The organism is Saccharopolyspora antibiotica (genome assembly GCF_047200635.1).
Taxonomy (GTDB): Bacteria; Actinomycetota; Actinomycetes; order Mycobacteriales; family Pseudonocardiaceae; genus Saccharopolyspora_C.
This window is the reverse complement of record NZ_JBJZOI010000002.1, coordinates 30,977-54,784: the sequence shown is the minus strand read 5'-3', so window position 1 is coordinate 54,784 and position 23,808 is coordinate 30,977. Positions and strand designations below refer to the sequence as shown.

23 protein-coding genes are annotated in these 23,808 nt (G+C 68.5%); 10 read left to right on the top strand and 13 right to left on the bottom strand.

The window, feature by feature from the left end; all coding sequences use genetic code 11:
- Window positions 1-18: 18 nt before the first annotated feature.
- On the bottom strand, window positions 19-1,398 hold the full coding sequence (locus ACL03H_RS01125) for an MFS transporter (RefSeq protein WP_412809120.1): 1,380 nt from the start codon (window positions 1,396-1,398) through the stop codon (window positions 19-21).
- A 66-nt stretch (window positions 1,399-1,464) separates the two neighbouring features.
- On the opposite strand from ACL03H_RS01125, the gene ACL03H_RS01120 reads away from it, so the two are divergent.
- A complete protein-coding gene (locus ACL03H_RS01120) occupies window positions 1,465-2,049 on the top strand; it encodes a TetR/AcrR family transcriptional regulator (protein WP_412809119.1) in 585 nt (194 codons plus the stop codon).
- A gap of 555 nt (window positions 2,050-2,604) precedes the next feature.
- Here the strand turns inward: ACL03H_RS01120 and ACL03H_RS01115 are convergent.
- Window positions 2,605-3,216 carry a TetR/AcrR family transcriptional regulator gene (locus ACL03H_RS01115; RefSeq protein WP_412809340.1) on the bottom strand — a complete coding sequence of 204 codons (612 nt, stop codon included), beginning with the start codon at window positions 3,214-3,216 and terminating at the stop codon, window positions 2,605-2,607.
- Window positions 3,217-3,550: 334 nt separating this feature from the next.
- Between ACL03H_RS01115 and ACL03H_RS01110 the strand changes: the two genes are divergently transcribed.
- Complete coding sequence (locus ACL03H_RS01110; protein WP_412809118.1) at window positions 3,551-4,570, top strand: zinc-binding alcohol dehydrogenase family protein; 1,020 nt, start codon at window positions 3,551-3,553, stop codon at window positions 4,568-4,570.
- Window positions 4,560-5,102, top strand: coding sequence for a VOC family protein (locus tag ACL03H_RS01105; RefSeq protein WP_412809117.1), 543 nt, complete (start codon window positions 4,560-4,562; stop codon window positions 5,100-5,102). Before ACL03H_RS01110 ends, ACL03H_RS01105 begins: the two co-directional genes overlap by 11 nt.
- Window positions 5,103-5,353: 251 nt before the next feature.
- Here the strand turns inward: ACL03H_RS01105 and ACL03H_RS01100 are convergent, their stop codons facing one another.
- Window positions 5,354-5,692 carry an ArsR/SmtB family transcription factor gene (locus ACL03H_RS01100; RefSeq protein ID WP_412809116.1) on the bottom strand — a complete coding sequence of 113 codons (339 nt, stop codon included), beginning with the start codon at window positions 5,690-5,692 and terminating at the stop codon, window positions 5,354-5,356.
- Window positions 5,693-5,882: 190 nt separating this feature from the next.
- Here ACL03H_RS01100 and ACL03H_RS01095 point away from each other — a divergent pair, with 190 nt between their 5' ends.
- Window positions 5,883-6,299 (top strand): nuclear transport factor 2 family protein, encoded by a 417-nt coding sequence (locus ACL03H_RS01095; protein ID WP_412809115.1) that lies wholly within the window; start codon window positions 5,883-5,885, stop codon window positions 6,297-6,299.
- Window positions 6,300-6,430: 131 nt separating this feature from the next.
- Here ACL03H_RS01095 and ACL03H_RS01090 read toward each other — a convergent pair whose 3' ends face one another.
- Entirely contained in the window at window positions 6,431-7,936 is a 1,506-nt protein-coding gene (locus ACL03H_RS01090; RefSeq protein ID WP_412809114.1) for a flavin-containing monooxygenase, read from the bottom strand.
- Between the two features lie 523 nt (window positions 7,937-8,459).
- On the opposite strand from ACL03H_RS01090, the gene ACL03H_RS01085 reads away from it, so the two are divergent.
- Window positions 8,460-9,776 (top strand): FAD-dependent monooxygenase, encoded by a 1,317-nt coding sequence (locus tag ACL03H_RS01085; protein WP_412809113.1) that lies wholly within the window; start codon window positions 8,460-8,462, stop codon window positions 9,774-9,776.
- A 410-nt stretch (window positions 9,777-10,186) separates the two neighbouring features.
- Window positions 10,187-10,807 (top strand): TetR/AcrR family transcriptional regulator, encoded by a 621-nt coding sequence (locus ACL03H_RS01080; RefSeq protein ID WP_412809112.1) that lies wholly within the window; start codon window positions 10,187-10,189, stop codon window positions 10,805-10,807.
- A 526-nt stretch (window positions 10,808-11,333) separates the two neighbouring features.
- Here the strand turns inward: ACL03H_RS01080 and ACL03H_RS01075 are convergent.
- A complete protein-coding gene (locus ACL03H_RS01075; RefSeq protein WP_412809111.1) occupies window positions 11,334-12,200 on the bottom strand; it encodes a CPBP family intramembrane glutamic endopeptidase in 867 nt (288 codons plus the stop codon).
- 457 nt (window positions 12,201-12,657) lie between these two features.
- Between ACL03H_RS01075 and ACL03H_RS01070 the strand changes: the two genes are divergently transcribed.
- Complete coding sequence (locus ACL03H_RS01070; RefSeq protein WP_412809110.1) at window positions 12,658-14,154, top strand: FAD-binding oxidoreductase; 1,497 nt, start codon at window positions 12,658-12,660, stop codon at window positions 14,152-14,154.
- A gap of 127 nt (window positions 14,155-14,281) precedes the next feature.
- Here the strand turns inward: ACL03H_RS01070 and ACL03H_RS01065 are convergent, their stop codons facing one another.
- From ACL03H_RS01065 to ACL03H_RS01050, 4 genes are all read right to left on the bottom strand, one after another.
- A complete protein-coding gene (locus ACL03H_RS01065; RefSeq protein WP_412809346.1) occupies window positions 14,282-14,419 on the bottom strand; it encodes a hypothetical protein in 138 nt (45 codons plus the stop codon).
- A complete protein-coding gene (locus ACL03H_RS01060; protein WP_412809109.1) occupies window positions 14,355-14,873 on the bottom strand; it encodes a transposase in 519 nt (172 codons plus the stop codon). The genes ACL03H_RS01065 and ACL03H_RS01060 overlap by 65 nt, the downstream gene beginning before the upstream one ends.
- Window positions 14,837-15,850, bottom strand: coding sequence for a helix-turn-helix domain-containing protein (locus ACL03H_RS01055; RefSeq protein WP_412809108.1), 1,014 nt, complete (start codon window positions 15,848-15,850; stop codon window positions 14,837-14,839). Before ACL03H_RS01055 ends, ACL03H_RS01060 begins: the two co-directional genes overlap by 37 nt.
- 193 nt (window positions 15,851-16,043) lie before the next feature.
- Window positions 16,044-16,613, bottom strand: coding sequence for a thymidine kinase (locus ACL03H_RS01050; RefSeq protein ID WP_412809107.1), 570 nt, complete (start codon window positions 16,611-16,613; stop codon window positions 16,044-16,046).
- A gap of 474 nt (window positions 16,614-17,087) precedes the next feature.
- Here ACL03H_RS01050 and ACL03H_RS01045 point away from each other — a divergent pair, with 474 nt between their 5' ends.
- Complete coding sequence (locus tag ACL03H_RS01045; protein ID WP_412809106.1) at window positions 17,088-18,359, top strand: hypothetical protein; 1,272 nt, start codon at window positions 17,088-17,090, stop codon at window positions 18,357-18,359.
- Between the two features lie 31 nt (window positions 18,360-18,390).
- The gene (locus ACL03H_RS01040; protein ID WP_412809105.1) at window positions 18,391-18,756 is read left to right on the top strand and encodes a hypothetical protein; all 366 of its coding nucleotides are present in this window, start codon (window positions 18,391-18,393) and stop codon (window positions 18,754-18,756) included.
- A 217-nt stretch (window positions 18,757-18,973) separates the two neighbouring features.
- Here ACL03H_RS01040 and ACL03H_RS01035 read toward each other — a convergent pair whose 3' ends face one another.
- From ACL03H_RS01035 to ACL03H_RS01025, 3 genes are all read right to left on the bottom strand, one after another.
- Entirely contained in the window at window positions 18,974-19,333 is a 360-nt protein-coding gene (locus ACL03H_RS01035; RefSeq protein ID WP_412809104.1) for a putative quinol monooxygenase, read from the bottom strand.
- A gap of 219 nt (window positions 19,334-19,552) precedes the next feature.
- Window positions 19,553-20,308, bottom strand: coding sequence for an SDR family NAD(P)-dependent oxidoreductase (locus ACL03H_RS01030; RefSeq protein ID WP_412809103.1), 756 nt, complete (start codon window positions 20,306-20,308; stop codon window positions 19,553-19,555).
- A 75-nt stretch (window positions 20,309-20,383) separates the two neighbouring features.
- On the bottom strand, window positions 20,384-21,151 hold the full coding sequence (locus ACL03H_RS01025) for an SDR family oxidoreductase (protein WP_412809102.1): 768 nt from the start codon (window positions 21,149-21,151) through the stop codon (window positions 20,384-20,386).
- A gap of 300 nt (window positions 21,152-21,451) precedes the next feature.
- On the opposite strand from ACL03H_RS01025, the gene ACL03H_RS01020 reads away from it, so the two are divergent.
- Window positions 21,452-22,486 (top strand): LysR family transcriptional regulator, encoded by a 1,035-nt coding sequence (locus ACL03H_RS01020; RefSeq protein ID WP_412809101.1) that lies wholly within the window; start codon window positions 21,452-21,454, stop codon window positions 22,484-22,486.
- A 397-nt stretch (window positions 22,487-22,883) separates the two neighbouring features.
- On the opposite strand, the gene ACL03H_RS01015 is transcribed toward ACL03H_RS01020, so the two are convergent.
- The gene (locus ACL03H_RS01015; RefSeq protein WP_412809100.1) at window positions 22,884-23,453 is read right to left on the bottom strand and encodes a DUF4232 domain-containing protein; all 570 of its coding nucleotides are present in this window, start codon (window positions 23,451-23,453) and stop codon (window positions 22,884-22,886) included.
- Window positions 23,454-23,808: the final 355 nt, after the last annotated feature.

Sequence of the window (23,808 nt, the reverse complement as noted above, 5' to 3'; positions counted from 1 at the left end):
GCGGCGCGTCGGAGCGGGTCACGACGCTGCCCCCGGCGTCATGGCGCGCCGTTGCCCGCTGCGATGAGTGGGGGCCGTGGCCACCGCGGCGATGACGGCGAAGAGGGCCACCGCCATGAGGAGGAAGGCGGCTCCGTCAGTGCCGGTGATGGCGGCGGCGGTGGTCGCGGCGGCGAGCCCGATCGCGCCCCCGAACTGCTTCGCGGTGTTCATCAGGCCAGAGGCCGCGCCTGCGTGCTCGGCGCGGACACCTGTGGTGACGAGCGTGGCGAGCGGTGCGCTCATCAAGCCACCGCCGATACCGACAACGACGGTCGGCACCAGGACGGTGAGGGCGAAAGGACCGTCGTCCAGGACCGTGAGCCAGATCAGGCCCGGAGCGGTGATCAAGGCGCCTGCGACGATCAGCGATCGGGGTGTGCTCCGCTTCATCAGGCGCGGCGTGAGCCAGAGGTTCACGACCAGCATGCTCGCGGTGAGCGGGAGGAAGGCCAGACCGGTTTGGGTCGGCGAGTACCCGAACTGGTTCTGCATCCGGTAGGTCAGGAAGTACCACAGACCGACTTGGAAGCACGCGCCGGTCAACGCGGTCGCGATGTTGCCGAGGACGATCAGCCGGTCTCGTGCGAGGTCGCCCGGCACGAGCTTGTGGCGCGTGCGGCTCTGCTGCACGGCCAACAAGACGAACAGCGCGGCCGCGGCCGAACCGACGACGGCTGGAAGGCCGCTCAAGGCTCCCTCGCCGACCGCGGAGAGCGCGTAGGTGGCGCACGTGAACGCGGCCGTTGCCAGCACTGCGCCTGTCAGGTCGATGCGTCCCGCGCGGCGCTGGCCGGTGGTCCGCCGATGCAGAGCGAGCGCTGTGATGACGACACCGGCCCCGATGGGCAGATTGATCAACAATGTGACTCGCCAAGAGATGAGGTCGGTGAGCACCCCGCTAGCGATATTGCCCAATCCGCCCCCCGCCAGGCTCACCGCTGTCCAGACCGCGATGGCCCGCGCTCGGCCGGGACCTTCGGCATGGGTGGTCGTCAGCAACGTGAACGTCGCCGGAGACACCGCGGCGGCAGAGATCCCCTGAGCGGCGCGGGCGGCGACGAGCACCCAGCCCTCCGCCGCGAGGCCCCCGACGAGGCTCGCCAGGGTGAATGCGCCCACGCTCCAAGCGAGCAACCCCGCGGTACCCACGACGTCGGCCAGCCGCGCGCCCACCAGGAGCAGTCCGGCGAACCCGAGGCTGTAGGCCATCGCCACCCAGGACGCGGAGACCCTTCCGAGTCCGAGATCGGCCTGGATCGAAGGCAGCGCCACGTTCACCACCGAGACGTCCAGCACCACGATCAGCTGTGCCAGACAGGACGTCCACAGCCCGAGCCGCTGCAACCGAGATGACATGGCCCTCCTTGATACGCCTGTATCAGATGATACGAATGTATCATCGGTGGAGATGGAGGAATCCCCTTGACGACTGAGTCCGGGCGCAGAACAGAGATCATCGAGGCAGTCGAGCGCCTCCTCGCCCGCGGCGGGGTCAACGTCGTCACGATGAGAGCCGTAGCCGCCGAAGCGGACGTCTCCCTCCGACTCGTCCAGTACTACGGCAGCACCAAGGACGAGCTTCTGAAGGCCACGCTCGACCGACTTGCCGACAAGAGCGTCGAACGATGGCAGACCCGCGCCCGACGGCAGGGGTGCGAGTCACCGCTCGACGCCATCGAGGCGTTCTTCGACGAGGCACTACCAACCGATTCGGCGAGCGAAGGCTTCCATCGCGTCGGGGTCTCGCTGGAAGGGTTGGCGATCACCGACCCCGGCGTGGCGGGACAGGCCTACCAGAAGCACCTGAGCGGGCTTGCTGATCATCTTGCCGGCTCCCTGCAGTCCGATGACCTCAGCGCCGCAGGCGCGCGCCGCCTCGCCCTGGAAGTGATGGGACTGGCCCACGGAGTCGGGACGCTGCTGATGGCCGGACAGCTCTCGGCACCCGAAGCGCAGACGCTCATCAAGAACTACCTCGAACGACTCGAACCACAGCTGTCTCCATGACTCTGGACACCTCAGCTAACCCAGAACCCGCCGGGCCCCGTGAGCGCCTGAATGCCGATGTGGTCGTGATCGGCGGGGACGATCGGTTCGTCGCTCGTCCTCCAGCTCGCACGGGCGGGACACCGGGGCATCTCGCTGGATCGGGCCGCAGGGGCTGGACAGCGGCACTCCGCGACGTCTGGCCGTTGCCGCCCGGAGTTCAGGGCAACGAGCGACACCACTCCCGCCAGACCGCGATCTGCCGCAGAAGAAGCCCCGCACGCTCCGCGGGCGCACCTCTCCAGGCAGGTCGCGCAATGAACACCAGCGCACGACCCCGGCCAGAGGCGAGGTCACCGGCAGGCCGGCGAGTTCGACGAACCCGTCCGCCGCGCAGCAAGCTGTTCCGCGACACGGCCGGAGCATCAGGACCAGTTGCACCGGCGAGCACACAGCTCCCGAGGCGCGGAGGACGTCCCGTGGCGCCATGTGCCGCGGCCACCGCGCGGCACGACCGATCCGCAAAGCGGTCTGCGCGCCCGGGTGAACTGCTGGGCCCGCCTGAGCGGCGCCTTCTCATGTCTGCTTGAGCTGCCGACGGTTGACGGCCAGCACCTTGTCGGACAACCCGGCGTCGACCTCGGCGATCGCGCGGGAAACCACCAGCGCGCCCACCATCTGACTGAACAGCCCGATGGCCTGTTCGCGAGCCCGCCTCGGGTCCAGCTCCGCGCCGTCCTGGCGAGCTCGATCGAGCAGCATATCGGCGAGGTCGCTGAAGAACCCGGCGAGTCCGCTCTGATACTCGGCCTGGGCGGCGGCGCCGTGACGCCCGGCGTCGGAGACCAAGGCGGCCGAGGCACATCCGGCCTCCGGGTGATCCCGATGACGAGCCGTGAGGTACCCATCGACCATCTCGTGCAACGCCGCACGAGCCGAGCGCGGATGGGCCTCGCGGATGGTGGCCAGCGCGTCGAGCGAATCGGTGAAGCCCTGCCGGAGGACCTCGAGCACGAGGGCGTCCTTCGAGGAGAAGTGGTTGTAGAAGGCGCCGTGGGTCATCCCGGCCGCCTTCATCACCTCATCGAGCCCGATGCCGTCGATGCCGCGCGCCCGGAAGCCCTCGCCAGCGGCACTGACGATCTTCGCCCGGTTCAGCCTCTTCTGCTCTTGCGAGATGCGGGGCATCTCGGCCACCTCCTCGCTCCCTGACGGTCCGGCCTCATGAACGAGCCGCATCCGGACGGGCTTTTGATGGTACTCGTCATCAACGACGTGGTCCACGGAGACTTCGGTTGACACGAACGATGTCAGTCGTCATCATTAAATGAGGTTGGTCGTCATCAATAGTCTCGCCCACTCCCCCGGAGAAGAGGTCGTCGTCGGGTCGGAACCCCGACGAGGCCAACGAGCCGATCACGAGGCAGATCGAGCTCGCCTACGCCGATCTCGGTTCAGCGCCGCTCGCCGAGGTGCTTCGGCGGCTCGGAGAACCCACTCGCGGGCGTGGGACTCGTCCACGATGAAAGGTCGTGTTGTGAGAGCACTCGTGTACGAGAAAGCGCATGAGCTGAAGGACTTCGCGATCTCCCTGAGGGAGGTCGAGGAACCGGCCTGTCGTGACCTCGACGTGCTGGTCGAGGTTCGTGCGGTGGGAGTCAATCCGGGCGAGACCCTGATCCGGAGCATGCGAAGCGCCGAGCGCGGTGGCCGCGTCCTGCTCGGATGGGAGTTCTCCGGAGTCGTGGTCGGGCTCGGCGACTCGGTCACGAGATTCGAGATCGGAGACCGGGTCTTCGGAACCGGCGATTGGACCCGAGACGGGAGCTGGGCGGAACGGGTAGCGGTGGACCACCGTGTCGTGGCCCGGATCCCGTCGACTCTCTCGTTCGCCGACGCGGCCAGCCTCCCCATCGGAGCGGTGACGTCCTGGGAAGCGATGTTCCGCGACCAGAGCGGACTGCCGGCCGGGGTCGACACCGTGCTGGTGGTGGGGGGAGCCGGAGCGGTCGGGTCGCTCGCGACCCAGCTGCTCAAGGCCAGGACCAACGCTTGCGTGATCAGCACCGCGTCGCGGCCGGAGACGAGGGCCTGGTGCTCGGAGATGGGGGCCGACCTCGTTCTCGACCACTCCGGTGATCTCGTCGATCAACTGGCCGCCGCGGGCTTCCCCGCGGTCGACATGGTGCTCTCCACCGCCGAGACCGCCGAGAACGTGGGGTGGATCGCGAACGCGCTGCGCCCGTTCGGTCACCTGTCGGCAGTGGACGGCGGCTCCTCCTCCATCGACATCACGGCCCTCACCAGCAAATCCATCTCGCTGCACACCGAGACAGTCTTCAGCAGGATCACCCACGGCGGAGCCCCCCACCTGCAAGGAGAGATCCTCGATGCGGTCGCCGAACACGCGCAGGAGGGTCGGATCAGGTCGATCGCGACGAAGCACCTGCACGGGCTCAGCGCCGAGGTGATGCGGGCGGCCCACGAGCACATCGAGGCGCGCCGAACCATCGGCAAGGTCGTGATCAAGCATGAAGCCTGAAGCCACGGAACCGCGCGACACCGCGCGGACGTTGCCTCGCGTCCTGCTGGGCGGGGATCTGTACAAGGTCGGCTACGTCGTGGCTGACCGCGACGAAGCGGCCCGGGCTCTCGAAGGTGCCTACGGTTTCGAGCCGCTCGTCCGCGCCGAGGTGCGCTTCGAAGCGGTGTTACCGGACGGCAACCGCGTCGAGACCCATCTCGCGTGCGCCCTCACCACCGGCCGAGAGCATCTGATCGAGGTGATGCAGCCCGTCTCGGGCGCGGTGGACCTGTGGACCGACGCGCTCAAGGGTCCCGGTCCCCTGCTGCGGTTCCACAACATCGGCCTGCTCACCGACGACCTCGAGAAGGTGAAGGCGACGGCCGCCCAGCACCAGCTTCCCCTCGAGCTCAGCGCCCACCACGAAGGCGCCTGGTCCTTCGCGTACCACCGCGTACCGCTGCTCGGACATCTGGTCGAGCACATCCACTACGTCGGGGCGGCCGGCGACGAGCTCGATCGCATCCGGGGCCTGAGCAGGGGCTTCTGAAGCGAGCACGTGAACGGAGGAGCGAGACGCTAGTCATCACGATTCATGCGGATGAGACCGGGCTCAGCACCCGCAGGCTCACCCGAGCGCTCCGCCCGCCGCAGGACGTCACCATCACGCCGGCCGGCCAAGAGATCACCGCGGAACCCGAACTTCCCGGCGACGCCCAAAACAGGTGCTTGAGGCATTGACCCACTCACGCGAGCTCAACCCGCGCATCCTCCGGATCGGGGTGCACGACGGCGACGCTGCTAGCCGTTCGCGCACTCCGGAGCACGAGCTTCCGCCGCGAGGAGGGCGAGCAGCCCGGGGAACCGCTGGTCGACGTCTGCGCGACGCAGTCGGATGCCCTTCCGGTTGCCGTAGTCGATCTCGCGGATCAGCCCGGCTTCCCGAAGCACCCGGAAGTGATGCGTCTGGGACTGCTTCGAGATCGGAAGGTCGAAAGAATTGCACGTGCGCTCGCGATCCTCCCCGTCCGCGGCGAGTTCGATCATCACCGCTCGACGGTGCTCATCCGAGAGCGCCCGGAGCACCACGCCGAGCCCCATCTGCGCGACCGTCGGGCCAGGAAGCGGTTCCTTCACCATTTGCCGCCACACCTTTCAGGTCTGGTTTTCATCATACCTTATCGATGTGCTCTCGCGGTGCACTCATGCAGCTCCGGGGTCCCCCGCGCGGCAAGCACTTCCTCCCGCAGCACTGACACGACGAGACCGCGGCCGCGCTTCCTGCGATGGCGACGACCTGACACGCACGAGAACGAAAGAGGACATGACGATGACAGCAGACACCAAGATCCCCCGTGCTGTGGCCGAGCAGTTCGTGGAGCGCCTGGGCCAGCAGGATCCGGAGGGGATTCAGGAGCTGTTCGCGGATCAGATCGACTGGTACGTCCCGGGCAGCGACACCTTGCCGTGGACGGGCCGTCGTACCCGGCGGGACGAAGTCGCCTCCTTCTTCACCACCATGTGGCCCCACTACGTGCCGGGCAGGAGCGAGGTGACCCTGGAGCGATTCGTCGTCGACGAGACGGACGTGATCCTGCTGGGAACTTTCACGCACGTGATCGCATCATCTGGCAGGGAGTTCACCACGCCGTCGGCCATGCACCTGGTGGTCGAGGACGGCCGAATCGTCCGGTTGCACCTGTACGAGGACACCCTCGTCATCGAGCAGGCGTTCGCCGCCGCCTGAACCCGGCAGGCTCGCACCCCCGTGAGGGCGAAGAAGCGGCTCGGGGCTGCCGAGAAGAACGCGGGGCCGGTCATTGCTGCCGCTTCTGGCGGGCAGCCACGAGCCTCTGCCAACGAAGATTGACCCGTTCTTCATCGGTACGTGAGGCCATCGTTGATGTCGGCCGCTGGCAGCGCAACGCGCTCGTGATCGTATTCGTGCATGTGCGTCCAGGGGGCGCGATCGCCTTGGCGGAACATCTTGTGCTGCGAACGTCGAACGTAGCCCGCGTTGAAGTTCTCCTCTGGCATCCAGGGCAGCAACGGCATGTCCGCGTCCTGCGGGTGCGGAGTTGGTGTCACGACGGAGGTGTCCTGCTCACGCATCTGGTTGAAGATGCGAGCGATGACGTCGTAGACCAGGTCGACGCGGAGAGTCCAGCTGTGCCGGAAGTACCCGAAGGCGAACACCATGTTCGGGATCCCGCTGATCATGAGACCGCGCCAGGTGACGCGGGTCGTGAAGTCAACCCGGTCGCCGTCCACGGTGAACGGGATGCCACCGAAGACCGCCAGATCGAAACCGGTCGCCGTCACGACCACGTCCGCCGGCACGCTGTTGCCCGAGGAGAGAAGCGCGCCTCGATCCGTGAATTCGGCGATCGTGTCGGTCACGACGGAGACGGTTCCCGCTCTCATCTCGGAGAAGAAGTCGCCGTCCGGGGCCACGGCGAGCCGCTGCTGCCACGGCCGATAACTCGGCGTGAAATGCTTGGAGAAGTCCGTGCCCTCGGGCACCAGCGGCCGAATCGTCTCGATCAGAAGCTCTCGCAACGAGTCCGGATCGTCGAAGCTCGCGGCGGCGAACTTCCCCAGCTGCTGAACGTAGGCCCTGCGCATGATCTCGTGCCTCCACTCCACAGGAAGCTCAAGCGGTTCGAGCAGCACTTCCAGTTCGTGCTTCGTGGGCAGGGGAAGCCAGTACGACGGCGAGCGCTGCAGCATCGTGACGTGCTCCGCGTCGCCGGCCAAGGCAGGAACCAGCGTCGCCGCGGTGGCACCGGACCCGACGACCAGGACCCGCTTGCCCGTCACGTCCAGGTCGACGGGCCAGTGCTGCGGATGCACCACTGGTCCCTCGAAGCGCTCGAGGCCCGGCCAGGTCGGCGAATGGGGTGTTTCGTGGTCGTAGAAGCCTTGGCACATCCAGAGGAAGTTTGCGGTGATCTGCAGCTGCTCACCGGTATCAACGCGGCTGACCTGCGCGGTCCATCGTTCATCGTGGGAGGACCACTCCAATCCCGTGACCCGGCAGCGGTAGTGGATGTGCTGGGCGAGATCATCCTCGGCGATCACCTCGTCGAGGTAGGCGAGGATCTCCTCGCCCCCCGCGATGGCCGGTCCACGCCAAGGCTTGTGTCGATAGCCGTAGGTGAACAGGTCGCTGTCCGAACGGACACCGGGATATCGATGCGTCCACCACGTGCCGCCTCGGTTTTCTTGGGCCTCCACGACCAAGAATCCGAGATCCGGGAAGTCAGATCTCAGGCGGTGCGCGGCACCGATCCCAGAGATTCCGGCGCCGACCACCAAGACATCGGTATGGCTGCCGTGCAGGCCGTCGGCGCGTTCGGCTGGGGACGCGGCGTCAGTGTTCATGGGTCGTCTCCTGGTGTCGGTGTCGGCACAGGGCCTTAGGGCGTCAACGGGGCCCGCGTGACCGAGGTCAGGTGTCCTCGATCCTGTTCCCCTGCCGCTGCCCCGCGTGATGCCATTGCGCCGCGCGGGTTCGGGGGCTGGTGCTGCGGTCGCAGAGGTGCCGAACGACGTTCGAGGACGAGAGGGATGTGGATCGTCCCTCCCCACATCTGCCCGCAGCGACCTCGCCGCTGCCTGATCCGGACTAGAGCCGGGTCGACATGTCGGCGGTTCGCACAGGTCGACGGTGCTGGTTGAGCGAGGCCCGGCACGCCATGCGACCCCCGTCGGCTGTCACCGGCGACGCATCCGGGGAGGCGGACGGAGCCGTCGAACCCGTCGGCGCGATGGGAAACCTGCCGCGATGCCCTGCCCCACGGGCTGTGCCGGTCCGTCGCGTCTCGTGTTGTCCGGGATCGATCCGGCTGGGCATGGATTCCCAAGCCATTTTTGGCACATTCATGCTAGTTACAGTAGCACGTTCATGCCACTGCTGATCGAGACGGAGGCCCGCTTGAGTCCAGCCGCGAAGCGCGCCTTTCAGGTACGTCTTGCAACGTACCTCGCAGTCATGCTCTACTCGGGACAGGTACCAAATCATTCGTACCTTGATGGCTGGACGGCAGCCGTCAACGATCAGAGAGGTGTGGTCATGAAGAAGCCCGAGGTGCTGATACTCGGAGCCGGAATCGCCGGGCCGGCGCTAGCCTTCTGGCTCGCGCGGAATGGATACCGGCCGACCGTCGTCGAGCACGCCCGGCAACTACGCTCCGGTGGCAGTGCGATCGTCGTGAAGGGGCCCGCATTACCGGTCGCCGAGCGCATGGGCATTCTTCCGCAGCTGCGCGAGCTCGCCACCAGCAACCGATCGTTGACCCTGCTCGACCCAGCCGGCAACCGAGTCCTCAGACTCCCCTCCCCCGGGGGGTCGCCGACAGTCGAGGTGACCCGGGCCGACCTTTCCGAGGTACTCCACCGGGCGGCGCGGGGCGATGCGGAGTTCGTGTTCGACGACACCGTGACCGCACTCGAGCAGGACGAAGGTGGAGCCGATGTCTTCTTTCGGCGGTCCGCGCCACGGCGCTTCGACTTGGTGGTCGGTGCCGATGGGACGCATTCCACGATGCGGCGTTTGGTGTTCGGACCCGAACGGCAGTTCGTGAGCGACCTGGGTCTCTACGGCGCGACGGTCCCGCTGGAACCGGACGCCGTGGATGACCCGAGCGAGCTGACGATGCTGACCGCGCCGAACCGGATGCTGGTCATCCACCCTTCCCGCAACACCCCACTAGCGATCTTCACCTTCCGCGCCACGAGACAGGCGATCCACGACCGCAAGAACATCGCTCTTCACAAGCAGACCGTGGCCGAAACGTACGCCGACGTGCGATGGCGGGCGCCGGAACTCGTGGCGGCCTACCTCGACCACCCGGCCCCGTTCTTCGACCCGCTGACGACCGTCCGGATGCCCTCGTGGTCCCGCGGACGAGTTGTGCTGCTCGGAGATGCGGCGGCCGCCACAGGCCTGCTCGGCGACGGTTCCAGCATGGCGATGGCGGGAGCGCATGCCCTTGCGGAAGAACTCGCCTCCCACCGTGGAGATCACGCGCGTGGCTTCGCCGCCTACGAGTCGCGGCTCCGCCGCGAAGTGCGACCGCGGCAGCGACGCCTCGGCCTCGTCGCCAGACTCATGGTGCCCAGCACCCGCACAGGCCTGGTGGTTCGGAACACGATGGGCCGCGCGATCGGTCACGCGAATCGGATGACCTCGCGCGAACCCGCAGGCGGAAAGACCGCGTAGACCCGCAGCCCCCGATCCCGACGGCCTCGCCACCACCGCGACCGCCCAGACAGGACAGTGGGGATGCGGAGCTGTCAAAGCTTCGTAGCGGCTTTTCAGACGATCGGTGTGAGTTGCTCACGTCAGATCGGGACCACGCCCCTCGGAGCTCCTAACGCACGTGGTGTGGGAGTCGGCGCCGGGTGATGAGTCCGCAAGCCAGGGCGAGGAAACCACTGTGGACGTCGGCGCGTCGTTCCCAGCGTTCGGCCAAGCGCCGGTACTGGTGCAGCAGTGCCAGGGTTCGCTCAACGACCCGGCGCACCGGCTGGTTGTCGTCCCGGGTGCCACGACGGCTGTTCAAAGGCCGCATTCCGCGCTGCCGCAGCATGACTAGCACGCCCATGTTAGTTCCGGCTAGGCTGGGCCCCGTGCCCAAACGAGTGGATCCTGACGTGCGCAGGGAAGAAGTCGCCGACGCGGTGATCGACGAGATCGCCGCGCACGGCCTCCGATCCGTCACCCTCGCTCGGATCGCCACCCGAAGCGGCTTCGCGATCGGGAGTATTCGGCACTACTTCGGGGACACCTTGAGCGAGGTGATGCGCTTCACGCTGAAAATCCTGATTCAACGCGCGCAGAATCGCGCCCCTCAGCTTTCCAGCGACCCGGCGACCCGAATCGTCGACGTGATCACGTTCACCGCGCCGACCACCGAGCAGGAGCTCAAGGAGAACACCGCCCTCGTCGAGTACCGAGTGCTGGGGCGCACCGACCCGGAGATCGGAGCTGAGATCGCTGCGGCATCCGTCGCGGCGGGGACGGCGATTCGTTCCATCCTGGGCGAGGTCTTGGCCGACCGCGCCATCGATGAGGAAGCACTCCGACGGGAAGCATTCCTCCTGGTCACCCTCGTCGAAGGTTTCTCGCTCAGCTCCTCACTGCTCTCAGCGCCTTTGCAGGAGTCCGATGTGCGCGCCGTGGTGACGTCCTCCGTGCGGCGTCTCCGCGACGCGTATCCGAATGCGGACGGGACCCCCTCGAACCCTTGACGTTCCAGCGCCATCACCGATGACCCAGCCCGCGCGGCGCCCGGCAGGAGGTCGGTGAGCTGCTCGGGATCAACGAGTGCACGTCGCGGAACTGGATCCGCCGCGATCCAGGTGAGGGGGCCACCCCTGCTGCCGCCTGACGGACGGGTTCAAGCTGGCCCACTACCCGTTGGGCGCGGAGAAGGTCGATGACCGCCTGACTCGGCAAGCATCCGCGGTTCTACACGCACTTCGCGCCGATCTGCTCGTCCTGGACCGACCAGGTCGAGCGGCTCTTCGCCGAGATCACCGGGGAGTTGCCGCAGCGCTGCGATCACCGATCGGTCCAGGCATCGGAGAAGGACCTCCGCGACTGGGTCAATGCCTGGAGCGAGAACCCGAATCCCTTCATCTGGCCAAGACCGCTGATCAGATCCTCGAATCCCTCGGACGACTGTGACAACCCATCAACGAGCGGAGGACACCAGACGCTTGCAGTGGCCCCTTGCGGCATGTGGGACCGAGTCGATGGATGCACCCCGGGGTTTCACTCGCTTGCCGAGGAGTCGGCGAACGGATCGGCGGAGCGGGCGACACCGCGGCGCCGCGCCCAGAGCCAGATCCCTGCGGCGGTCAGCACCATCAGAAAGATGCCGGGCACCATCGCCTCGCCGTGCCCGGAGCTGCGGTCGATGTTGACCTCGCTGGAGAAGAAGGAGGCGACTACGAGCAAGACGCTGTTGTTCATCGCGTGCAGCACGACGGCCCCCTCGATTCCGCCGGTGCGCCAGGTGATCACCGCGAACGCCAGCCCGGCCGTGAACGTGTAGACGACCAGCCAAGGGTCTGCCAGACCGTGGATCACGGTGAACATCAGGTTCGGCGCAAGCAGGGCCAGCAGCAGGGCGATCGTGGGCTGCGTGGTGAAGGAGCCGAAGCTGCGTGCCAGCAGACCGCGCACGGCGTACTCCTCACCGGCGCCCTGCAGGGGGCTGGTGAGCAGCGCGATCGCGAACAGAACGAAGGTGCTCACCAGCGTGGCCGGCGGCCCGCTGACACCGGCCGCCTCGGGATTCAGCGTCGTCCAGACGACGCCGTAGGCGATCCACACCGGTACCAGTGCGCCGGCCAAGGTCAGCGCCAGCTTCCACCGGAAGCGGCCGTGCACCGAGTGCATCCATCGCCCGGATTGCCCGAACAGGAGCCGCTGCAGGCCGAGGGAGACCGGGATCAGCAAACCGATGGCGAGGTTGCTGGCGAGCAACCGGGCCGGACTCATCGTCACCACCCCGTCGCCCGGCGTCTCCGGCGGCACCAGGCCGAGGTCGAACGACTCGGAGACCGAGGTCAGCCCCCAGGTGAGCGCGAGGGTGCTCACGACGTAGGCGACGGGGATCAGCACGATCGCCAGCACGGATTTCCACCAGCGGTACCCAGGAGTACGCAGGAACCGGTGGTACTCGGTCGCCCCCGAGGGCAGGACCGCCGGGCCATCGTGATCGCCGTTGCCGGCGCTCCCGATCGTCGAAGTTCTGGACGGGTTGGTGTGGTGGTGACCTCGTGGCATGTGTTTCTCCTCTACTCGTACGGCATTCGCCGCGCGAGATGGTTGGTGCGCTGACGTGGAGGCGGCTGCGCGGGGAGGCGAGCGCTCTTTCCATCGCCACGAGCGCAGCTGCTGGAGTCAGTCGGCCCCTTCGAGCCAACGGTGGCGATGGCTGTCGTGCAGCACGCCCCTCAGCCTGCTCGGGGCAGCCGCACGCCAGGTACGTTAGCATGGCCATGCTAGAAAACGATTCGATGGGCCCCTGCCCGGACGAGCGGACCCGGAAGGTCGTCGTGAGCAGGTTGCGTCAGTCGAGAAGCAGCGGTTGCCCGAAGAGGAAGGGGTGGACCGGCCCCTGGCAGGCAGTGATCGCACCTCGCGGTCGTTCATCACTGGCACTGGAGAAACCATGCATTCACATCACCTCCACCCCTCCGGCCGGGCACCGGCCGAGCCGAAACTTGTTGCTCAGCTGCGCGCCACCGTTGACACGGGCTCGGTCCACGCAGCGGGCCCTGAATTCACTCGGGCGATCACGCTGTTCAACGCCGCCGCGGAGTCCACTCCGCGCGTCGTCATCCGGTGCACGAGCGCGACCGATGTGCAGGCCGGTGTGCGAGCCGCCCGCGACCACCAGGTTCCGCTATCGGTACGCGGCGGAGGTCATGACTTCTGGGGACGTGCGGTCCGGCCCGGTGGCATCGTCCTAGATCTGACCGGCATGCGTGGTGTCCGCATCGACGCCGAGAGGAGGCACGCCGTAGTAGGGGGCGGGACATTGTCCTCGGATGTCGTGTCCGCTGCCGAAGGAGCAGGGCTCACGGCTGTTACTGGCACAGCGGGGGCGGTGGGCGTAGTCGGGCTGACCCTCGGGGGCGGGTACGGCCCGCTCATCGGGCGCTTCGGAATCGCGGCGGACAGCCTGCTCGGTGCCGACGTCGTGCTCGCCGACGGATCGCTCGTGCAAGCCGACGCTGAGCACCATCCGGACCTCTTCTGGGCCTTGCGCGGCGGGGGTGGCAACTTCGGTGTGGTCACCTCGGCGAGGATCCGATTGCATCCGGTACCGACAGTGGTCGCCGGCACCATCTTGTATCCCGGCACGAACACTCGCCGGCTGCTGGCTGATCTCAGCGAGGTCCTGCACGGGAGTGCGGATGAGCTGTCGGTGGACGTCGGCTTCCTGCCCGGCCCGAGCGGGGATCCCGTCGTCTACGTGGCGCCTACCTGGTCCGGTGACATCGCGGCCGGAGACGCCGCCGACGGCCCGGTCCGCGGGCTGGCCCGGCTCGGGACACCGCTGAGCGCAGAAATCGGACCGGTGGCTCGCTCGGCGACCCTGGCGGCGACGGACGCGATGTTCCCCGTCGGCCGAAGGGGAGCCATTCGAACGAGGACGGTGCAGGACATCTCCGGAGACATCGGTGTTCACCTCGAACACGCCGCTGGCACGTTCACCTCACCCTTCTCCGCGGTCCTCGCGCACGACTTCCACGGAGCTGCGACATGGCCGGACCTCGCATCGACAGCGTTCGGCATGCGCCGACCTCACCGGATGGTCGAGCTCATCGCGCTGTGGGAGGGCGATGGCCGCGGCGACGAAGAACATCTTCGATGGGCCGATGCCGTGCACGAGTCCCTGGCTCAGCACTCATTACCGGGTGGATACGTCAGCTTCCTCGGGCCTGAGCACCAGGACCAGGTCACCGAGGCCTACGACACGAACGCGGAACGGCTTCTCGCGGTCAAATCGGCCTTCGATCCGGACTCGGTCTTCAGCGCGACACCCCTCCCGCGGAGCACCCGCGTCGGAGGATTCTAGGCAGTGCAGGAGGGCTCAGCGGAAGGGGCGACGTCCACAGCGGTTTCCGCGCCCTGGCTCGCGGACTCATCGCCTGGCGCCGACTCTCCCACCACATGCGTTAGGAGGCTGTGTCGCTCATCGTCAGTCATGCCCGCTGCTTGCGGCGTTCCCAGCGTTCGGCCAAGCGCCGGTACTGGTGCAGCAGTGCCGGGGTTCGCTCAACGACCTGGCGCACCGGCTGGTTGTCGTCCTGGGTGCCACGACGGCTGATCGAAGGCCGCATTCCGCGCTGCCCCAGCAGGTTCCGATATGTGTCGCGGTCGCAGCCCCGGTCGGCGACGAGGGCCTCCGGTGGGTGGCGCGGTCGGCCTCGGCGGCCTCGGACAGCCTCGGACACGGGAGACGGCGTCCACGAGAAGCACCAGCTGCGTGATGTCGTCGCGGTTACCACCGGTCAGCGTGACCGCGAGAGGCACCCCGCCGCCGCAGACCAGGTGGTGTTTCGAGCCGGTCTTGCCGCCCTCGGCAGGGCTCGGCCCGGCCGCGGATCGCCCTTTCGCGCGGACGTGGGAGGCATCCACGCACGCGCGTGACGAGCCGATCCGCCCGGCCGCTTCGAGCTCGGCGAGCAACACCTCGCGGAGCTGGTCAAAGGACACCGGATCCCTGCCGGTCCCGCACTCGCCGCCAGTAGGTCGGATCAGGCGTCCGATGCGGAGAGCGCGGCGGCGAGCCATTCCTCGCTCGCTCCACCGGCTCCCATCTCCGGTCCTGCTTCGCCGTTGATCGTCGCGAGCAGGGACAGGTACGTGCCCAGCACACCGGTGAACTCCGCCACCGCTTCGTCGGCGCGGCGATCGGCCTCGGTCGTCGTTCGGGGCGTGCTCAGGGAACGCCTCAGCTCGGCGAGCTCGTCGTCGCCGAGCGGCGACCCGGTGGCATCCGCGCTGAGTTCGGCGAACGAGGCCAGGAGGGCCTCGGCCAGCTCCCGAGCGCGCGAGGTGTCCGCCGCCGCTCCGGACCGTTCCGCCTCGGCGGCTTCCACCTCCAGCCGCCGATGCCGCTCGATTCGCGCCAACCTCGTCGGCGACGTCAGCTCCAGGGCTTTGGGCGAGGCGAAGCTGGTGTGCAGGAACCGCCGGACCGATTCACGAAAAGCGCTGTCCCGCACCAGCTCGGCGAGCTCGATCCACGCCTGGAGCTGTTCGGTCGTCGGATCCTCGGGCAGCTGCGGCCGGATCGCGCTCAGGTGCTCGGTGAAGGCCGGATGGACGCTGAGGCCCTCGGTGACCTCGCCCCAGAACTCGTCGAGGACGCGGTCGCGGCCGTCGTCGGACATGGAGACGAGACCGTGCATCAGGGCAACCCGATCGGTCGTCGTCGGCTGGTTCACCACGGTGCGCAGGACCGCTCGCCGGGCGCGCAGCTCACGCATGTGCCGCTCGACGATCTGGAGATGGGCCGAAGCCAACTCGGCCAAGCTGGTCTCCTCGGCCAGCAGCTCGCGGACGCCGTCCAGGCCCGCGCCCAGGTCCCGCAGGGTGCGGACGAGTTCCAGCCGCGCGATGGCATCGACGTCGTAGAACCGGTGCCCGGCAGCGTTCTGACTGGTGGGCGCGACCACACCGTCGTCGGCGTAGAACCTGATGGCGCTCACGCTCAACCCGGTGCGCCGCGCGGCGTCACCGATGGAGTACAGCTGTTCGTCGTTCATGACGTCCACCCTGGGCCCTCAAGCCGCTTGAGATGCAACCCCGAGCACCGATCAGTCGCCGAGGGGCCTGCTGACAGCGCGATTCCGCACTTCCCGCCCGGCCCCCATCACCGGGCGGTCGCACCCGGCTCGGCCCGTCGGCACGGGCAGATCGCCGCGGGTCGGGGTGCCGGCAGCGACGGCCGCGCGTCCCTCACCCCAGGGTGCCGATCTTCAGCAGGTAGCAGGTTCCGCACATGGATTCGTAGCCGACCTCGCCGTCGATGGCGATCTGGCTGCCCGTGCGGACGAAGGCGCCGTTGACGGTGCGTGCGTTCATCGTCGCCTTGCGTCCGCAGCGGCAGATCGTCTTCAGCTCCTCGATGGAGTGCGCCAGTTCCATCAGCCGAAGGCTTCCGGGGAAGCCGCGGGTGCGGAAGTCGCTGCGCAGCCCGTAGGCGATCACCGGGATCCCGTCCAGCACGGCGAGCCGGAACAGGGCCTCGACCTGTTCCCCGGTGAGGAACTGCGCCTCGTCCACGAGCACGCAGTCGGGCGCGCCCGCGGCGAGGACGGCGTCGCGCAGCGAGGCCTCCTCGCCCAGGACGAGGTCGACCTCCCGACTCACCATGATCCGCGACAGGACGTGCGGGCTCTTGGTGTCGATGGCCGGTTTCACCACGAAGACCCGCTGGCCGCGTTCCTCGTAGTTGTGCGCCACTTGGATCAACGCCGTCGACTTGCCGGAGTTCATCGCCCCGTACCGGAAGTAGAGCTTCGCCACGACCGGACAGACTAGCCGTCGCGCCGCGAGGCACGACGCCTCGGCGGAGGCGGGCGGCGGAGCTCGCCGAAGAACTTCCCCGGCCCGCGAACCACGAAGTCGGCATCGGCGAGCTCCGCCCGCCCCGGCGTGGCGAACTTCGCGCCCAGCGCACGACCGAGCCAGCTCGGACGAGTCCGGACAGGAGTCGAGGGTCAGGCACGGACGGTAGCCGCCCGCACCTGCCACCGATCGTTTCGGCGGCGCGCTCCGCTCAGATGCTGACCGGGCCCGAACAGCTGACGTGACCTGTGGCCCGACATCCCCTTCGCCGCTGCGCTGCACTTTCCACTCACCGAAGAACTCTCCGGGATCGCTGCTGATCCGATCGGTCCGAGATGTCCCGTTGCACGCAATGTCATGTCGTCACCGCACCGAGTGAATCAGCCGGTACGCACCCGCAGCGGTACGGGGTGCGCGCAGCAGCGTGGCAACGTGGGCACCGCATTCGCACATTCGCCGAATTCCCACCGCGCCCACTCCCCGATCCAGGCAACAGTTTCAGCGCGCAAGGAGGTTTTTCCTGCCATGCCAAGCCAGCATCCCGTCGGCAGCACTTACAAGCCCACCCGATTCATGCGGCACTCGCTGACGGGACGCAACCAGGAAGAACTCGAAATCCCGGAAAAAACCAATTCACTGCTGGCCTGGGAGGGAAAGACCTGGCGGAACGGATACCGGGTCTCGGACTTCGTGCAGGCCAAAGCCAAGGAAAAAGCGGAAGACGGCAGGGATCGGTGGATCCGGCCCACCGGATTCTCCCTGAACAAGCGGCGGTACGGCGATTACCCGGACGCGGAGCCCACGGCCCACCAGCACGGCTGGTTCGCCTACCTCAACATGGGGGTGCCGCTGATCGAGGAGCGGTCCGACATCGTGCAACCGCCTCCCGACGTGATATCGGAGCAGATCTACGTCAATCGCACGGACCCGGTCGCCGTGCAGTGGACGAACACCGTCGAGTTCTCCATATCGAACACGATCAGTTGGTCGCTCGCCGGGCAGGTGCAGCTCACCTTCGGAGCGAAGACCACCGCGTCGCTGCAAGAGCAGCTGCAGAAGAGCCTCCAGCACAGCGTTCAGCAGAAGAGCTCGCACACCGACATCGCCCACAACCACAAGGACAACGTCGGTTCCCAGACGCAGGACCAGACCGAGAAGTCCACGACGGACGCGGCCACGACCACGGCGACCGGCACCGCCACCGGAACGGGAGAGCTCTCCGCCCAGCTGATGCTCGGCATCACCGCGTCGGTCAGCGGCTCGCTGACGACGGCGTGGAAGCAGTCGTCCACGCTCAGCGGAACCATCGAGTCACGTGCGGTCGTCCGGGCGACGCAGCGACGCCAGGTGAAGCGGTTCGACTACCAGATTCCCGTCGTGTTCGGCGGCTACGTCGCCCTGCACTACCCGGAACCGGTCGAGTTCGACAGCGTCCGGCCAGTCGCGGGGATGGACAGGGCGGAGCGGAAGCGGGTCCAGACCGGCGACCCGAGCGGACGGACCACTCCGGCGAAGCACGTCCGGACCGTCGTCCACCCGATCGACATCCTCGGTCTGGTGGAGGACGGCGAGAACTTCGCCCAGAAGGGCACCGCGGAGGTGGTGTCCACCCTCGCCGGAGAGCACGAGGTGTTCGAGCTGGAACAGCTGCAGCACGGCAACAGGCACCACAACAACCAGGAAGCCCCGTTCTACAGGACCTGAACACCCGCTGCCGATGCGAGGAGACCGCCTCATGTCGTTCGAGAACATCTTCACCGGTGGCGCTGATCGGGCGAGCACCGCGGAAAGATCAGCGAACACCATCCACGACACCGTCCCCGGAGCCCGGCCCGAGCGAAGCGGAATCGACCCGGAGCTCTACGACGGCATCCCCGACGAACCGCGCGACCCGAAGATCGTGAGCGAGCTCTCGCCCGAGGCCCTCACCATCACCGGTGACATCTTGGCACCGCTGTTCCAGAAGTTCCGCTCGTTGGCCGAGGATCAGCGCGCCGCCAGCGAGGATCCCGCGACGACCTCCGGCATGGCGCGAGCGACCCGCGACGAGGCCGCGAAGGACGTGCGCCCGGAGATCGATGAGGAGGACGCCCCCGGGTAATGGCTCGGACCGCCCGCCGGGCCGCCGCGAGCAGGACCTGCCTGTCGGCACGTCCGCGCGGCGGCCCGGTGCGGCCTCGATCACGTCCGATCAGGCCGCACCCGTCGCCGGGGTGCTGGCGCTCCGCGCGGGCCCGGCCGTCGAGGCCGATTCCGCCCGGCGGTCGGACCGCGACGACATCGCGGACAGCGCCGAGACGACGACCGCGCAGGTCGATTCAGGCGAACGCATCGAGGAAGCGCACGGGTTCGCCCTGCCATCGCTGCTTGAACTCATCGCTGAAGTGCCCGAGCAGCTCGGCGGAGACCGATCCGGTGCCGAGCATCGCGGGCAGCAGATCACCGAGGTTGGCGTTGTGCTCGATCAGCGCGTCGACGTCTCGGTAACCTTCGATGAGGACGCACTCGGACTCGTCCGCGTTCAGGTAGATCTCGTACCGCAGCGTTCCGGTGTCCTCGGCGCGGGTGCGCTCCTGGCACCTCGCCGCCGCGCGCTTGAAGTCCTCCAGCTTTCCCTCGTGCAACTTCACCCGCGCGACGGCCCAGACCTCGCCTCCGCTCTCGGTAGCCCCGGTCATCGGCCGCACCGGACCCGTCGACTTCTCGTGCTGGTGAACGCGATCATCTGCTTCCTCCGTCATCTCTCGTGCGGGCGCGTGGCGCGTGCGGACGATCCGCTGGGGACCGACGAGCGCGATCGAACGCGGGCCTGCGCTCGCGGTTCCGCTGTTTCACCCGAGCCGCCCACCGCGGTGGTTCCTCGCCGGAACCAATCGTGGTGCGCGGCTGGGCGGGGTTCATCGACGGGCGGCCGCATACCTCCACGTGGTCGCGGCGCCCAAATCCACGTCGAGGGTGGTACCGGTGATGTGGCTGGCTCGCTGGGACGCGAGGAATCGGATCGCCTCGGCGATCTCCCCGGCATCCGCCAACCGCGTGATACCCAGGATCTCGGTCACGGCCCGGTCGGCCTCCGGGCCCAGCTCTCGCAGCACACCCTCGGTGCGGGTGGATCCGGGCGACACCGCGTTGACCCGGACTCCACCGGGTGCGAACTCGGCGGCCCAGCTGCGGGTCAACGCCTCCAGCGCCGCCTTGGACGCGCCGTAGGCGGACGAACCGGCGAAACCCCTGGAGGCGGTGATCGAGGTGACGTTGACGATGGCGCCCTCGCCCTTGGCGAGCATGTGCGGGACGAGCGCGGCGACGAGGAAGTAGGCACCCCGGACGTTGACGTCGAAGATGTGCTCGTATTCCTGGACGGTCTGTTCGGTGGTCGGTGCGGCCGGGTAGATGCCCGCGTTGTTCACGAGCACGTCAACCGGGCCGGTCTGCCGGGCGAGCTCGTGGACCGAGTCCAGATCGCCGAGATCGGCGGCGACGAACCGGACCGCGCCCTCCCCGCTCGCGGCTCGTTCGGCCTCCTTGCCGCGCTCCGCGTCACGGCCGGCGATGACGACCTCGGCACCGTCGCGGGCCAGCAGTCGAGCCGTCGCCAGCCCGATCCCGGAGGTCCCGCCGGTGACGAGAGCAGTTCTGCCTCGCAATTCCACGCTGGTCGGCCTTTCGTGATGAGGTGTCGAACCCGGCGTTCTCGCCGGGCTCGTTCGCGTCGAACTCCCCCGGAATCAACGTCGGGGGAATTCCGCGCCGTCGACGACGAGGTTGCCGCCGGCGATCCAGCTCGCGCGCTCGGAAGCCAGGAACAGGACCGCTTCGGCGATGTCCTCGGGCGCACCGTCACGCCCCAGCGGAACGTCGGGGAAATCGATCGCGGCCTCGCCCATGAGGGCGAACTGCTCCCTGGTGCGCTCACCGCCGGGCGTGTCCGTTCGGCCGGGGGTCACGACGTTGACCCGGACCCCGAACGGGGCGAGCTCGGCCGTCAACCCGCGGCTGTAGTTCTCCAGCGCCGCTTTCGTCGACGTGTAGTGCACGACCTGCGGCACCGGCGGGAAGATGGCGGCCGAGGAGATGTGCACGATCGCGCCCGAACGCTGCTCCCGCATACCCGGCGCCACCAGCGCGTCCAGGCGCACCGCCGACATGAAGTTCAGGTTCAGCACGTTCTGCCACTCGTCCTCCGAGATGCTCAGCGCGCTCTCGCTCGGGCCCGCACCGCCAGCGTTGTGGACCAGGACGTCCACACCGCCGAGTCGCTCCAGCGCGGCAGCCGCGAACGCCTCCACCCCGTCCGGAGTCCGCAGATCGGCCGCTACGAAACCGGCCCCTTCCGGCACGGTGTCCGGCACCGACCTGGCTGCGGCGAGAACCTCCGCGCCCTCTTCCACGAACCTGCGAACGATCGCGGCACCGATTCCGCGAGTACCACCCGTGACGAGAGCCCGCTTTCCCTTGAGCTCCTGCGCTGCCGATCCTCGTTCAATGGTCGTCATGTCCTGTTCCCGTTCCTCTTGCGGAGTCGATCGATGCGAATGGCGTTCCTGGCAATTCGCATTGCGCTGAGCGGCGCACGCATCGCTGATTTCTTCAAGTTACGGACGCTCTCGCACGGAAATCAAAGACGTATTCGCGGTCGCTGCCATAGGCGCCTCCTATGGCTCGGCGGGCGGGTCGGCGGCGCCGAGCGCGCGGCGCCGCTCGCCGAGGGCGGGAATCTCCACCGCCGGACATCGGTTGTTCCCGGTGAAGACGCGGCGGATCGCGCTCCGCCGGACAGGGAGGAACCGGAGCCGATGAACCTTCGCCAGTTCGACTACGCCCTGGCCGTCGCCGCCGCGGGGTCGGTCACGGCGGCAGCGGAGATGCTGCACGTCGCTCAACCGTCGGTGTCCCAGCAGATCCGCGGCCTGGAGCGAGACCTCGGGGTGGAGCTGTTCGCCCGCACGCCGACCGGGCTGGTGCCCACGGTCGTCGGCCGGGCGTTCCTGCGGGAAGCCGAGGTCGCTGTGCGGGCGGCTCGCCGGGCGAGGACGACGGCGCGAGCAGGTGCCGAGGAGCTGGTGGGCGAGCTGGTCGTCGCGGCGCAGATGGGTCTGGGCGCGCGGCAGCTGCCAGGCGCGCTGGGCGCGCTGCGCCGCCGCTACCCCAGGCTGGAGGTCACCGTTTTCGAGGAGCCGAACCCCGCCGAGCTGGGTCGGCTGGCGCGCCGCGGCGCGCTGGACCTCGCCCTGGTGACCGGGTCGTGCGACGAGGGCCTGTACGAGGGGCACCGCCTGGGCGAGGAGGAGTTCGTCGTGGTGCTGGGCGACGGTCACCCGCAGCTGGCCGCGGAGCGCGTCGAGCTGCGCGAACTGGCGCGGGAGCCGTGGGTGCGGTTCGACCAGGACAGCGCGCTGGACGGCGTGCTGCGAAACGTGTTGCGGGACAACGGCCTCGTCCCGACCGCGGTGGCCCGCGCGACCCAGACGGCGACGGCCGTGCGCTGGGCCGCTCACGGGTTGGGCGCGACCCTCGTACCGGCCTCCGCGGTGCCGCACGGTCACGAGCACCTCGCGCGTCCGGTGTTCCCGGCCGTGTCCCAGACCGCGATGGCCGCGATCCGGCCCGGTGCGGGGCCAGCGGAGACAGCGCTGCTCGGCTTCTTGCGCCAGGAGACCTGGCAGGTGCCCGCCACCGTCTCACCGGCGGTGACGGAGCGCGTCGACCGGGGCGACCAGGCCCGGGATGCGTCCGTGATCCGGGCCGGAGGCGCATCCCGACCGGAGCCAGGCCGGGTGGGCGGGAGCGATCTCGGTCGAGCCGGGCCGACAGCGGGCATCGCGGGATGAGCGGGAGCTCGCCGCCCGGCCTACGGGGCCGGCTGAGCTCGGCCGCTTCCTGAACCTGGCCGAGCGAGCGAGCGCGGCGACCGGGACTCCCCGCCACCGACACCGCGCCCGCCCCGGGAACTTCGTTTCCCGGCAACGGATCGCCGCCCCGTCCTCATCGATGCGAAGCCCGATCCATCGAGGACATCGGCGGCCGCTGGAAGCCGACCTCGGAGCGCGGAGCCGAGCACCGTCGCGGCCAGGGGTCACCGACGTCGTGCACGCGGGGTGTCGGGGCCCTGGAGCAGGCCGGTGCGAGGTCTCCCCCAGCTCGTTCGTCCGAAGTGGACGACGCGGTCCCGTCGGGGAGGTGGAGCGGACCGAACGGCCGGGCGGCGCGAACGGTCCGCTCGACCGATCAGAACGGCTTGAAGTTGTGCACGTAGGTGCCCGGGTGGGTGGCGCCGTCCTGGCGCACCACGCCGAAGTCGTGCGACCACGGGATCCGCAGCGGGTCCTCCTGCCCCGGCGGAGTGGTGATCAGCTCGGTCGGCCGCCACGCTTCGGGGCCGCGGTCCGGGAGCACCGTCAGATCCGCCATGCCCCGCTCGCCGGCCGTGAGCAGATACCCGGGATCCCCGTCGTCGACCCGCGGCACGGAATAGGTGGCCCCGTGCACGGGGTCGACCGGGCCGATGAGGTCGACGCCCGGCGCGCCGCGCAGGACGCACTCGTGATCGGAGACGTTGGTGTACTCCAGCTGGATGTGCAGCTGACCGGAACCGTCGTCGAGGACCCCGCCGAACCTGGCGTTCAGATCGCCGGTTCCGCAACGCGGGGTGTCGACCTCGGCGGTGCGCGCCGCGTCGTCCCCGGCGCCCGACTGCGCGCCGAGCGCCGACTGGGCCGCCTGGGCGCCGGCTCCGCACGCCGTCAACGTCAACGCCGTGCCCGCCAGCGCCAGCGCCCCGAGGGTGGTCCTCAGCATGTCCTGCTCCTCTCCTCGCGGGAGCCCGTGCTCCCGCCCGCCTCTCCCGGTAAGACGCCCGACGCCGGTCCGGGTTGCCCCGCGTGCTCGTCGCGGTGCGCACCGTCGTCGCGGTCCCCGCCGCCGCGTGCCCTGATCGGAGCGGAGGGGCATCTCGTCGCTGGGCGTCGAGCGCTGGTGACGACCGGTGTCGGCAGCGCGACCTCGGGCCACGCCCGTGGCGCCCTCCTGCGCGGTGACGCACGCGCACCTCGACGACGACTGCCCGTGATCGACCGCCTGCGCGGGTAGCGGCCGGGCGTTCGTGGCGGGTCGTCGGTCGTGCTCGCCGCCCGGCCTGTTCGGACTCAACCAA

Bases quoted from the DNA above. Each gene is read 5' to 3' on its own strand.
- ACL03H_RS01125 (WP_412809120.1), bottom strand. From the start codon at position 1,398: ATGTCATCTCGGTTGCAGCGGCTCGGGCTGTGGACGTCCTGTCTGGCA.
- ACL03H_RS01115 (WP_412809340.1), bottom strand. From the start codon at position 3,216: ATGCCCCGCATCTCGCAAGAGCAGAAGAGGCTGAACCGGGCGAAGATC.
- ACL03H_RS01110 (WP_412809118.1), top strand. From the start codon at position 3,551: ATGAAAGGTCGTGTTGTGAGAGCACTCGTGTACGAGAAAGCGCATGAG.
- ACL03H_RS01105 (WP_412809117.1), top strand. From the start codon at position 4,560: ATGAAGCCTGAAGCCACGGAACCGCGCGACACCGCGCGGACGTTGCCT.
- ACL03H_RS01100 (WP_412809116.1), bottom strand. From the start codon at position 5,692: ATGGTGAAGGAACCGCTTCCTGGCCCGACGGTCGCGCAGATGGGGCTC.
- ACL03H_RS01095 (WP_412809115.1), top strand. From the start codon at position 5,883: ATGACAGCAGACACCAAGATCCCCCGTGCTGTGGCCGAGCAGTTCGTG.
- ACL03H_RS01090 (WP_412809114.1), bottom strand. From the start codon at position 7,936: ATGAACACTGACGCCGCGTCCCCAGCCGAACGCGCCGACGGCCTGCAC.
- ACL03H_RS01085 (WP_412809113.1), top strand. From the start codon at position 8,460: ATGCCACTGCTGATCGAGACGGAGGCCCGCTTGAGTCCAGCCGCGAAG.
- ACL03H_RS01065 (WP_412809346.1), bottom strand. From the start codon at position 14,419: ATGCGGCCTTCGATCAGCCGTCGTGGCACCCAGGACGACAACCAGCCG.
- ACL03H_RS01060 (WP_412809109.1), bottom strand. From the start codon at position 14,873: ATGGCTCGCCGCCGCGCTCTCCGCATCGGACGCCTGATCCGACCTACT.
- ACL03H_RS01055 (WP_412809108.1), bottom strand. From the start codon at position 15,850: ATGAACGACGAACAGCTGTACTCCATCGGTGACGCCGCGCGGCGCACC.
- ACL03H_RS01040 (WP_412809105.1), top strand. From the start codon at position 18,391: ATGTCGTTCGAGAACATCTTCACCGGTGGCGCTGATCGGGCGAGCACC.
- ACL03H_RS01035 (WP_412809104.1), bottom strand. From the start codon at position 19,333: ATGACCGGGGCTACCGAGAGCGGAGGCGAGGTCTGGGCCGTCGCGCGG.
- ACL03H_RS01025 (WP_412809102.1), bottom strand. From the start codon at position 21,151: ATGACGACCATTGAACGAGGATCGGCAGCGCAGGAGCTCAAGGGAAAG.
- ACL03H_RS01020 (WP_412809101.1), top strand. From the start codon at position 21,452: ATGAACCTTCGCCAGTTCGACTACGCCCTGGCCGTCGCCGCCGCGGGG.
- ACL03H_RS01015 (WP_412809100.1), bottom strand. From the start codon at position 23,453: ATGCTGAGGACCACCCTCGGGGCGCTGGCGCTGGCGGGCACGGCGTTG.